Raw genomic sequence first — 12,376 nt, 5'->3', positions numbered from 1 at the left:
TCAATGAATTAAATTGATTTATTGGTTTAAATTAAGAATATTCTGTCACGCGGAACAGTCTTAAATTAATGAGACCTGTCTCAATGGAACGGGTTATTTTTTGTCACGAAACAGGTTTGATGAGGGATTCACGAGGGAAAAGAGAATGCCCTCCCATTGCGGGAAGGCAGGACGCAAGATTATTTTTGCTCAGGTGCAGTCACGTTCTGATCGCCGCTTACACGCACAACAACGCGGCGGTTTGGCGCATAGCAAGAAACCAACTCACGCTTGCCGGACGCGGCACAGTCATTAACAACCGGCTCGTTACTGCCGACGCTGGACGCCACCATCAAACGCGCAGGAAGGCCATTTTCTGCCAGCATCGTACGTACCGTCTGCGCACGCTTCAGCCCCAGCGCGTAGTTGCTACGATCGCTGCCGATAGCATCCGTATGGCCAATCACCTGAATTTGTTTCAGCTCGACGTTTTCACGTTTTATTGTCGCCACCAGGTCTTTCACCGCCTGGCGGCCCTGAGCGGAAACGCCCTTTTCACCGGACTGTCCAAAGCGGAACATAATATCGCCGGACAGGGTGTAATCTTTGTACTGAGGCGCGGCCAGAGTCTTACAGGCTTCCACGCTGGATGCGCGAGAAAGCACATGGGTCTGCTCGCGCAGCCCCGATAAATCCTTCTCCGCCTGCTCGCGCGTACGGGCTTCCGGCACGGCATTCATCGTGTGGCTGACGCGCACGAAATAGGTTTGTCCGCCGTTCATTTCGACGTTGTAACCCTGTTCTTTACCACGATACTGCGGCGCATCGTTCTGGTATGCGCCGAGATTATGCTTACCCGGCGCCAGACAGAACACGGTATAACCGCCAGGCAGCAGTGCATCGTGGAATTCATTATCCACATAAATATGTGCCGCCCCGCCGGTGCTGTTACTGGCGTCACGGTAGTAAACAATTTGCGCCTGAGTCTGAGCGACGGGTGCAACAGGCTGATACGCCTTGCCAAAATTCTCCGCAGCGGTGGCGGTGTGCATGAAAAATGCGGAGGAGGTAAACAGCGCCGCAAATAAAGAGGTCTTGAAAAAAGTCATAAATCCTCCAGAGGCCTCCCCGAAAGGAGGCCTGGAAAAGTTTAAGTTAGTGATTATTCACGTTGACGGTTACGCCAGCTTGTACCAGCAGTTCTACATCCTGGCTTTCCATGTGGAACACCTGATACTCAACACCCGATACCTTCACATTACCGGCGTTGGTCCAGTTGCCCGGGTCGCTGTTGTCAGGCAGCAGATCGCTCAGGTTTACCACGTCGCCTTTATTACCCTGCACCATCAGCTGTTTATTGCCATCGGTGATAAACAGATCTTTTTCAGCGTGGGTCAGCACGTCGTGCAGACTGATATTCAGCTTGTCCTGCTTGCTGTTGGTAATATCAATCGTCTTGTGCTGGAGATTATCCAGGTTAATCTCACGATCATTCAGGGTGCTGACAACACTGGCGTTATCGTCATGCTGCTCTTCGGCGTTCATCATCATGCTTCTGGATGCTGAGCGCGGTGTGTTCACTGTCCAGCGAACATCATCAATCCAGTACTGATCGGTATTGATGGTGTTACCGCCACCCGACAAACCACTGCTTGCACCACGCCCCATACTGAAGACGATATTTCCAATCTCACGCCCCGACGGGGCATTAACAGAGAAGGTTGACTCACCAACTGGCAGATATCCTGAAGAGATCACTTTCCCTGCCGTGTCGTAAACGGTGTATGTTGACTTCACAACGCTAGACTGGACGGAATCGTTCGCACCAGAAAGTTTCATGCTGACAGCATTTACCCCGTCAAAATGCATGGTGATGTCGCCAGTCATTGCTAATACACGACTGGTGGATGAAACGCCCCACTGATAAATCGCCGCACCATAACCAGGGTAATATTTATCGTTTAACGTAAATTTCAGACCACTTGGCAGTGTGACCAGACCCTTTCCAAAGTTCTGGAACGGTACAGTGTTAAAATCTTCGAACCCGCTCGATTTCGGAGAAACCACTGTCAGGCTGCGTGAAACACCCGCACTCTGGTTCCCTGCTTTATCGATAGAGAACACGCTAAACGTGTGGTTCCCCAACGGCAGTGCAGACGGCGTTAAGCTCCAGCTGCCGTTAGCGGCGGCGGTGACACTGTACGTAGAACCGTTCACCGCGATGTACACTGTGCTACCTGCTTCAGCGGTACCGTTCAGGGTCGGCGTGTTGTCATCCGTTGAACCCGCGTTGGCCACGTTGCCCGTTACCGGACCGACGTTATCCGTGACGCTGGTGATCACCGGCGCGGCGTTGACGGTATCTACAGTGATCCCAAATTTCGACGAGGTAGCCGAACGGTTTCCGGCCCTGTCGATTGAATAAGCCTGGAATTCATACAGCTTGTTGTAGTTGGTCGTCACTGGGTATGACCATGCGCCATTCGCAGCCGCAACCGCCGAGCCATAAGTCCCACCGGTTGCCGGGTCGATGATATACACCACGCTGCCCGCTTCCGCTGTCCCGCGTAAATCCAGGCCACGGTCGTTGGTTACGCCACCGTTGCCTACCAGACCGTTATACACACCACCCTGAACATCATCGTAAGAGCCGGTGATAACGGGCGCGTTATTCACCGTATCCACAGTGATCCCAAATTTCGACGAGGTAGCCGAACGGTTTCCGGCCCTGTCGATTGAATAAGCCTGGAATTCATACAGCTTGTTGTAGTTGGTCGTCACTGGGTATGACCATGCGCCATTCGCAGCGGCAACCGCCGAGCCATAAGTCCCACCGGTTGCCGGGTCGATGATATACACCACGCTGCCCGCTTCCGCTGTCCCGCGTAAATCCAGGCCACGGTCGTTGGTTACGCCACCGTTGCCCACCAGACCGTTATACACGCCGCCCTGAACATCATCGTAAGAGCCGGTGATAACAGGTGCGTTATTCACCGTATCAACCGTGAGTGAGAAGGTTGATGAGTTCGCTGAACGGTTCCCAGCATTATCGATTGAGTAAACCTGCCAGGAATATGTCTGGTTATAGTTAGTTGTCGCCTGATAAGACCATTTACCATCAGCTCCCGCCGTTGTGGAAGCCACTGTCGCACCATTCGCCATGTTGACGAAATACACAACGCTACCTGCCTCCGCCGTACCGCGTAACTCAGGCGTGCGGTCGTTCGTTACGCCACCGTTGCCCACCAGACCGTTATAAATACCACCTTCTACGTTGTCATAAGCACCTGTAATAACTGGTGTCGCATTAATGGTATCCACGTTGATCGAATAGGTCTCAGATTTACCCGACACGTTACCCAGATCGTCTTTCGCAATGGTGTAGAACATATGCGGACGACCGGCAGCCGTGTCAGCAACCGCACGATCCCAGGTCCAGTTACCTTTCGCATCAGTTTTCACCGTATCCAGCACCGCGTTGTTATACGCGTTGTAGATATACACGACGCTGTTTGGCTCCGCGGTTCCGCGCAGCTGCATATTGCCGTCGTTGCTCAGCCCACCGTCTGGCACCAGGCCGTTATAGATGCCGCCTTGCACGTCATCGTACGCCCCCAGAATGATCGGAGCTGCAGCGCGGGTATCCACTTCCAGACCGTAGTGGTTGGATTCGCCAGAGACGTTGCCCGCCGCATCCTGTGACGTCACGTAGAAGTCATGTTTCGCATCTGCCAGCGCAGGCGATGTCCACGTCCAGTTACCGTCCGCATCGGCATACACCGAAGCGATTGGCGTTTTGCTGTCCGGGCCATAGATTGTCACCAGGCTGTTTTTCTCAGCCGTACCGCGCAGTTCTGGCGTGGTGTCGCGTGAACGGCCACCATCCGCAATCAGCGTACCCGCATCGTCATACATGCCGGTAATGGTCGGCGCCGTTGGCGCGTCAGTATCAATCGTCAGATCCCACGGCGCGGTTGGTGCGCTTTTCACACCGGTCGGGCTCTGGAAGACCGCGCTCAGAGACAGCTCGGTGCCGTTGTTCTGCGGTGGCAGCGTGTAGTTCCAGGTGCCGTCATTGCCTACGGTCACAGAATTAACAAGCGTGGTGCCGTCGTAAATGAACACGGTGTCCCCCGCACGGCCAGTACCGTGCAGCGTTGGCGTGGTGTCATCGGTCACCGCCGGGTTCGCCAGGTCGCCCTGCACCAGGCCTACATCGTCGGCGATGCGATCCAGCGTCCCTGTCGGAATGCTGGTGTCCAGCGTCAGCTCAAACGGTGCGGTAGGCGCACTGTCACCCGTTCCCGGATCTTCCGTCGCGGTGATCTGATATGTCCCATCCGTGCTCAGCGCAGGGGTGATGGTCAGCTGCCAGCTACCGGTTACCGCATCCGCACGTACGCTATCGATATAATTGCCGTCAACGTACACCTTCACCAGTGCGCCCGGCGTCGCGCGGCCCACAACCGTTGGGGTCGTGTCATCGGTGTGGCTGCCGCTGCCCAGATTGCCGGTAATGGCACCTTCATCATCCACGACGTGGCTGATGGATACGCCGTTACCGCTGGTGTCCACGATGAAGTGGATCGGGTCGGACGCAGGGCCGACGTTACCCGCTTTGTCTTCAATCGAGACTTTCCAGGTGTAGTCACCGTCCGCCAGCGCAGGTGCCGGGGTGTAGCTCCAGTTACCGCTGCCATCGACAGGAACGCGCACGGTAGTGCCATTACCGAGATCGATAATAGCGGTACCGCCCGCTTCACCTTTACCACGGTAGGTTGGGGTGTTGTCATCGGTGGTGTCGTTGTTACCAATCCGACCTGGCGTACCGAAGTCGTCCCACAGTTCCACGTCAGCCGCTTCGCCTGGTGCGACGGAGTCCACAATAATGACCCACTCGCCGGTTTCCGGGCTGCGGTTGCCGGTCACATCTTCTGCGACCGCGCGGAAGCGGTGCTCGCCCTGCGCCAGCGCCGAATCAAACTCAATGGTCCAGCGTCCACCGGTGACCACCGCGCTGCCGATTGGGTTCGGGTTCGCGCCGTCATACAGATAGACGGTGGTGCCGTCCTGCGCGGTACCGGTAATGACCGGACGATCGTCATTCGTGATGCCACCGTTCTGTACCGTGCCGACGTGTGATTCGACATCGTCAATCACATCGGTGATTGCCGGTGCCGTTGGAATACCGCCCGCCAGCAGGTCAAAGGAGAACGCATCGGAAGGATCCGAACGCAGACCCGCTTTGTCTTCGGCGACCACTTTCACGTCATAATGACCGTTCGCCAGCCCCAGCGGCGGTGTCCACGTCCAGGTACCTTCATCGGTGGCGCGAACGGAAGCAACTTCACGGCCATTGACGATGATGTACACCAGGCTGTTCTCTTCGGCAGAACCCGCAAAGGTCGGGGTGCTGTCGTCAGTGATATCGCCGTTTTGCAGATAACCTGTTTGCTGACCCGCGTCGTCAAAGACGGTGTCGATAGTCGGTTTCACCGGTGGCGTGGTGTCAACGATAAAGCCGATCGGATCGGACGGTTCGCTGGTGTTACCCGCGGGATCGGTGATGACCACCACGGCTTCATGCTCGCCTTCTGCCAGTGGATTTTCTGGTGTGACTTCCCATTTACCGTCTTCACCCACGATCGCGGTACCCACCACTTCATCGTCGATGATCAGTTCTACGGTTTCACCTGGCACAGCGCCTTCGCCGCTGAATACCGGCTGGGTATCATCGGTCACATCGCCGTTATTAATTGGGCCGATAACCGGACCCTGATCGTCTTCAACATCACCAATGATCGGTTTCACTGGCGCTTCGGTGTCAATCACCAGCTTCCAGGGATCGGTTGGCGCGCTTTCAACGCCCGTTGGGCCACGGAATACCACACTCACATCCAGTGCGGCACCGTTCGTTTGTTCAGGCAGGGTATATTCCCAGCGGCCATCAGTGCCCACGGTTACCGAGCTAATAATGTCGCTGCCATTACGTACGAAAACAATGTCACCTGGGCGGCCCGTACCGTGAAGGGTTGGCGTGGTGTCATCCGTCACCGCCGGATTCGGCAGGTCACCCTGATAGCGACCAACGTCATCCGATACGCGATCGAACGTCCCGGTCGGAACAACGGTATCGATGGTCAGCAGGAATGGACGTGTCGGAGGTGGAATTTCACCAGGACCGCTGAATTCCCCTGCCGTAATTTCATAGGTTTTACCCGACTCCAGCGCAGGGTTGATCTCAATGGCCCACGCACCGGTCGTTGGATCGGCAGTCATCGTACCCACCGCTTCCCCGTCAACATACAGCGTCACCAGAGAGCCAGGCGTTGCCGTCCCCACGATAACCGGTTTAAGGTCATCCGTGCTGCTGCCGCTGGCCAGCGGGTTGGTCAACGTGCCGGTATTATCTTCCGCGTGGCTGATGGAAACCGCATTACCCACGGTATCGACGATAAAGGTCACTGGCGCGGTGGCTTCACCACGGTTACCCGCAGCATCTTCCAGCGCCACAGACCAGGTATAGGTTCCGTCCGCCAGCGCAGGCGCAGGCGTCCAGCTCCAGTTACCTTCTGCATTGACGGGTACGCGAATGCTCTGCCCGTCACCGAGGTCGATCACAGCCGTCATGCCCGGCTCACCCTTACCGCTAATAGTCGGGGTGTTATCTTCGCTGATATCGTTATTGTTAATTTCACGCGGGAACTGGTAATCGTTCCACAGTAAAACGTCGGTCGGCAGCGGCGGCAGTGTCGCCACAGCAGCGATGTTTGGCTCGGTATTGTTGTTAGAAGCGATGGTCTTTTTCATACTCAATATCCAACTATATTCTGTTTATGTTCGGGAAAATCCCTGGATTAAAAAAACGGCTAAACGTTTTTACTTTCCGGAGGCGCCTTAAAGGCGCCTCCGTTTCCTGATATCAATTAGTGGTTTTGCAGCGTGACCGTCACTCCCATCTGAACGAGGATTTCGGTATTCAGGCTTTCCATCTGGAAGGACTGATACTCCACTCCGCCAACGTTAACCGTGCCACCGTCTGTCCAGTTGCCCGGGTCTATATCGTTTGGCAACAGGTCGCTGAGATTGACCCGATCGCCTTTATCGCCCTTCACCATCAACTGGTTGAAATCGTTATCGTGGAACAGGTTCTGAGAGGCGTTTTCCAGCACATCGCCCGCGCTCAGCGTCAGTGTGTTGTTACCTGTTCCCGTAATATCGAACACTTCCATTGACTGGATTTTGTTGGTCAGCGCGCTCATATCGAGATGCTGATCCGCACCCAACAGCTTCAGCGTGTCCGTCCCTTCTCCCCCCTGGATCACCGCGTCGGTCAGGCTGGCCACGTCACTCACCTGATAGAGGTTGTCCGCCGCGTCGCCATACCAGACATCGCCCTGGTTATCCGCCAGGAATTCACCCGGCGTGACGGTTTTCGCCGTGCCGCTCACCACCAGGTTATCGATACTGAAACCAAACCCGGTGCTGCCCGGCTGCTCCTGATGGTGGATTTCCATCCGGTAAACCGGCGTCTCCTCCGGATTGTTTAACGACACATGGACGTTACGGTTGCTGATCGGCGCGTTCACAGGCTGAGAACCAATCACATTGCCGTTGATGTCATAGAACGTCACCACCGTAGACGGACCCGCAAATCTCGGGTTGAAATCGAAATCGACGGTTTTGGCGCCATACTGGAAGTCGACAAACATGCTGGCTTCCATCCCGCCATCTGCTGATGAACTGAACAGATACAGGCTGTTTGTGCTTCCCACCCCGATGGGCTGTCTGTCGAATTCGTAGTCAGCCGTACTGGTATCCGTCGTGTGTGAGAAACGCATTCCGTGCACCCACTGGCCCGCATTGATCGCCGTAAACTCATCAGCAGATTCAAAGTTGTTGGTGCTGGTGAAGTCGCTGGTACGGTAGTCCGAGCTGTTACCCGCCGCGTCCACAATGGCTGCCCCGACCGGAATATCGGTATAACCGCCCGGTGGCAGGCTCAGCGTCACATTACCGTTCGCGATATCCGCCGCCGTCAGCGTGTGCGTGACAGAGACATCTCCGACCTTCACCAGAACCGAATCACCCGCCGTCACGTTGCTGCCCGGCAGCGTGACGGTGACATCGTTACCGCTCCGCACCACGTCGGTCGGGGCGTCCGGTGCAACCTGATCCACCACCACGTTCTGTGACGACTCGGTGTAGTTACCTGCCGCATCAACAACACGGGTCAAAATGGTCCAGTCAGCGCTGTGGCCCTGCGTGTCCACATAGGCCCACTTATCACCGTCGACCAGCGCTTCCTGCCAGGTCGCACCGCCATCAACGGAGACAAGGACTTTGTCGCCCGCGTCCAGCGCAGCCGAGAGATGGCCGGTGACCAGGCTGCCAGGGCCGCTGTTATTGGTGATGAAGTCCGCATCGCTCACGCCGGAGTCTTTGCTCAGGCCGTCAGCCACCGCACTGGCCGTTGGCGCTTCGGTATCAATGGTGATTTTCCAGGAATCGCTCGGTGCGCTTCTGACGCCCGTCGGGCTCTGGAACACCACGTTCATATCCAGCTCTGTACCGTTATTCTGCGGCGGTAACGTGTAGTTCCAGCTGCCGTCAGGCCCGACGATGACGGAGTCGATCAGAGTCGTACCGTCGTGAATAAACACCCGGTCACCCGCCACACCGGTACCGCGCAGGGTCGGGGTGGTATCGTCGGTCACAGACGGGTTCGCCAGATCGCCCTGAACCAGGCCGACATCATCCGCTATACCGTCCAGGGTGCCGGTCGGAATGCGGGTATCGAGCGTCAGTTCAAACGGTGCGGTTTGTGGACCGTCACCGGTGCCGGTGTTTTCACTGGCAGTGATCTGATATGTGCCGTCGGCCGACAGCGCCGGGCTGATGGTGTACTGCCATTGACCCGTGGTCGGATCGGCCACCACGCTGTCAACCAGGTTTCCGTCAACGTAGACTTTCACAATGGCACCAGGCGTAGCGCGGCCCACAACGGTTGGCGTCGTGTCATCAGTGTGGCTGCCGCTGGCCAGGTTGCCCTGAATGCCACCTTCATCATCCACAACGTGGCTAATCGAAATCCCGTTTCCGCTGGTATCCACGATGAAGTGGATAGGGTCGGATGCAGGTCCGACGTTGCCCGCCTTGTCTTCAATCGAGACTTGCCAGGTGTAGTCGCCGTCCGCCAGTGCAGGCGCCGGGGTGTAGCTCCAGTTGCCGCTGGCATCAACCGGTACACGCACGGTGGTGCCATCGCCCAGGTCGATAATCGCCGTACCGCCCGCTTCGCCCTTACCCCGGTAGGTCGGGGTGTTGTCATCGGTCGTACCGTTGTCGGCGATAATCCCCGGCGTGCCGAAGTCGTCCCACAGTTCAACGTCTGTCGCCTCGCCCGGCGCGACGGAATCAATGTTGATGACCCACTCGCCCGTTTCCGGGCTGCGGTTGCCGGTACCGTCTTCCGCTACCGCACGGAAGCGGTGCTCGCCCTGCGCCAGCGGGGCATCAAATTCAATGGTCCAGCGTCCGCCCGTGACCACGGCACTGCCGATCGGGTCCGGGTTCGCGCCGTCGTACAGGTAAACGGTGGTACCGTCCTGACCGGTCCCCACGAGGGTTGGGCGGTCGTCGTTGGTGGTACCGTTTTGCTGTACGGTGCCGGTGTGAGACTCAACATCGTCAATCACATCGGTAATTGCCGGCGCTGTAGGGACACCGCCCACCTGCACGTTAAAGTTAAAGTCCTCAGACGACTCAGAGCGCAGGCCAGCCTGATCCTCCGCAACAACGCGGACGTTATACGGACCGTTAGCCAACCCCGGAGACGGTTCCCAGGTCCAGGAGCCGGTTTCGGTGGCGCGCACAGAATCCACCACTTTCTCGTTGACGATGATGTAAACGAGGCTATTTTCTTCAGCCGTACCGCTGAAGGTTGGCGTGTTGTCATCGGTGGTTTCACCTGCCGCCAGGTTGCCGGTTCTGTCGCCAACGTTATCGAAAACGGTATCGATGGTCGGTTGTGCCGGTGGCGTAGTGTCAACGATAAAGCCGATCGGATCCGACGGTTCGCTGGCGTTGCCTGCCGGATCGGTAATGACCACCACCGCTTCATGTTCGCCATCCGGCAGCGGGATTTCTGGCGTCACTTCCCAGTTGCCGTCTTCACCCACAATCGCAGTGCCCACCACTTCATCGTCGATAATCAGCTCAACGGTTTCGCCAGGCACGGCACCGCCACCGCTGAATACCGGCTGAGTATCATCGGTGACATCGCCATCGTTAATCGGGCCAGTGATCGGGCCGACGTCATCGTCCACGTCACCGATCACCGGTTTTTCCGGCGCAGTCAGGTCGACGATAAACCCGATCGGATCGGACGGCTCGCTGGCGTTGCCTGCCGGATCGGTGATCACCACCACCGCCTCGTGCTGGCCTTCAGCCAGTGGGTTTTCCGGCGTCACTGCCCATTTACCGTCTGCACCCACCACCGCGGTACCCACGACTTTATCGTCGATGATCAGCTCAACGGTGTCGCCCGGCGTGCCGTTTTCACCGCGGAATACAGGCAGGGCGTCATCAGTGGTGTCACCGTCATTGATTGGGCCAACCACCGGACCGACGTCATCTTCCACCTCACCAATCACCGGTTTTTCCGGCGGGGTGAGATCGACCACAAAATCAATAGGATCGGACGGTTCGCTGGCGTTGCCTGCCGGATCGGTAATGACCACCACCGCTTCATGTTCGCCTTCCGGCAGCGGTTTTTCTGGCGTCACTTCCCAGTTGCCGTCTTCACCCACGATCGCAGTGCCCACGACTTCATCGTCGATAATCAGCTCAACGGTTTCGCCAGGTACGGCACCGCCGCCGCTGAATACCGGCTGGGTATCATCGGTAATATCACCATTGTTAATCGGGCCGGTGATCGGGCCGACGTCATCTTCCACGTCACCGATCACCGGTTTCGCTGGTGCAGTCAGGTCGACAATAAAGCCAATCGGATCGGACGGCTCGCTGGCGTTGCCAGCCGGATCGGTGATGACCACCACCGCCTCGTGCGGGCCTTCAGCCAGTGGGTTTTCCGGCGTCACTGCCCATTTACCGTCTGCCCCCACTACCGCGGTACCCACGACTTTATCGTCGATGATCAGCTCAACGGTGTCGCCCGGCGTGCCGTTTTCACCGCGGAATACAGGCAGGGCGTCATCAGTAATGTCACCGTCATTGATTGGGCCAACCACCGGACCGACGTCATCTTCCACCTCACCAATCACCGGTTTTTCCGGCGGGGTGAGATCGACCACGAAATCAATAGGATCGGACGGTTCGCTGGCGTTACCCTCAGGGTCGGTGATGACCACCACCGCTTCATGTTCGCCTTCCGGCAGCGGTTTTTCTGGCGTCACTTCCCAGTTGCCGTCTTCACCCACGATCGCGGTGCCCACGACTTCATCGTCGACAATCAGCTCAACGGTATCGCCAGGGTTCGCACCACCGCCACGGAAAACAGGCTGGGCGTCGTCAGTGGCATCGCCGTTGTGGATAGGGCCAGTGATCGGGCCAACGTCATCCTCAACTTCGCCGATCGTTGGTTTGCCAGGACCTGTCGGTGGAGGGGAAATAACGTCGCCGTTATCACCGCCGTCATTGCCGCCACGGTTATGGCGAATAATGGAGCCGATGCCAATCGCCGCACCAATCGCCGCTAATGCACCCAGTGCCAGCAAGGCAGGGGAAAACGCGGTACCCGCAACCGCCAGACCGTCAAGGCTGGCAATCGCGCCAGCGCCCAGCGCTTGCGCAGAGGATTCACCGTCCAGCAGGAAAGCAGCTTCGTGGTCATCATCACCGTCGGTGGCGATGTATTCATGCCACTGGCCATCTTCCCCTTTACCGACCAGTTCACCCGGATTATCAAAGTAGTCTTCGATAATCAGCTGCGGCTGATCTTCATCAGTGCCTTCCAGCATGATGAACAGGTCTTTACCGACACGTTTCAGGGTAATGTTTTCTGGCGCAACGCCGTTTTCCCCTTCAGCAAGAATGTATTTTGCATTCGGGATGGCTTTAATTTTGACGGCACTGCCTATTTTTTCACTGCGCAGAACGTCGGCTTTGACAATCGTATTTTTATCAACGACTGCAATATTTACTGGCTTGAGATTCATTCGCTAAATTCTCGTGTAAATAATCGATCTGTGTCTGCGCAACGCGCCAGACGCACTTCCATACGGGATTCTTTCCCTGGCTGACGCTATCTTCCTGTCAGAGCGATGGAGTCTTAATAAGACCTGTCGCAAACGACCAGGTTAAGGTTGCAAGGAGACGTTATAAAAGGAAGGGGCCGTTATCTGGCAGGCCAGGCAGGGCAGCGCTGAGGGGGAAA

General features: G+C 56.9%; 3 protein-coding genes. All 3 read right to left on the bottom strand.

Annotated elements, in window-relative coordinates:
• Window positions 1-179: 179 nt before the first annotated feature.
• The 3 genes from AM379_RS13460 to AM379_RS13450 all read right to left on the bottom strand — a co-directional run bounded on the left by AM379_RS13460 (window position 180) and on the right by AM379_RS13450 (window position 12,158).
• Window positions 180-1,088 (bottom strand): OmpA family protein, encoded by a 909-nt coding sequence (locus AM379_RS13460; RefSeq protein ID WP_047744052.1) that lies wholly within the window; start codon window positions 1,086-1,088, stop codon window positions 180-182.
• Window positions 1,089-1,134: 46 nt separating this feature from the next.
• Complete coding sequence (locus AM379_RS13455; RefSeq protein WP_106503797.1) at window positions 1,135-6,789, bottom strand: Ig-like domain-containing protein; 5,655 nt, start codon at window positions 6,787-6,789, stop codon at window positions 1,135-1,137.
• Window positions 6,790-6,905: 116 nt separating this feature from the next.
• Window positions 6,906-12,158, bottom strand: coding sequence for an Ig-like domain-containing protein (locus AM379_RS13450; RefSeq protein WP_106503796.1), 5,253 nt, complete (start codon window positions 12,156-12,158; stop codon window positions 6,906-6,908).
• Between the last annotated feature and the right edge of the window lie 218 nt (window positions 12,159-12,376).

This window comes from Enterobacter cloacae complex sp. FDA-CDC-AR_0132 (assembly GCF_003010695.1).
In the GTDB taxonomy this organism is placed as follows: Bacteria; Pseudomonadota; Gammaproteobacteria; order Enterobacterales; family Enterobacteriaceae; genus Enterobacter; species Enterobacter ludwigii.
This window is presented reverse-complemented; position numbering and strand designations above follow the sequence as displayed.

Bases quoted from the DNA above. Each gene is read 5' to 3' on its own strand.
- AM379_RS13455 (WP_106503797.1), bottom strand. From the start codon at position 6,789: ATGAAAAAGACCATCGCTTCTAACAACAATACCGAGCCAAACATCGCT.
- AM379_RS13450 (WP_106503796.1), bottom strand. From the start codon at position 12,158: ATGAATCTCAAGCCAGTAAATATTGCAGTCGTTGATAAAAATACGATT.
- AM379_RS13460 (WP_047744052.1), bottom strand. From the start codon at position 1,088: ATGACTTTTTTCAAGACCTCTTTATTTGCGGCGCTGTTTACCTCCTCC.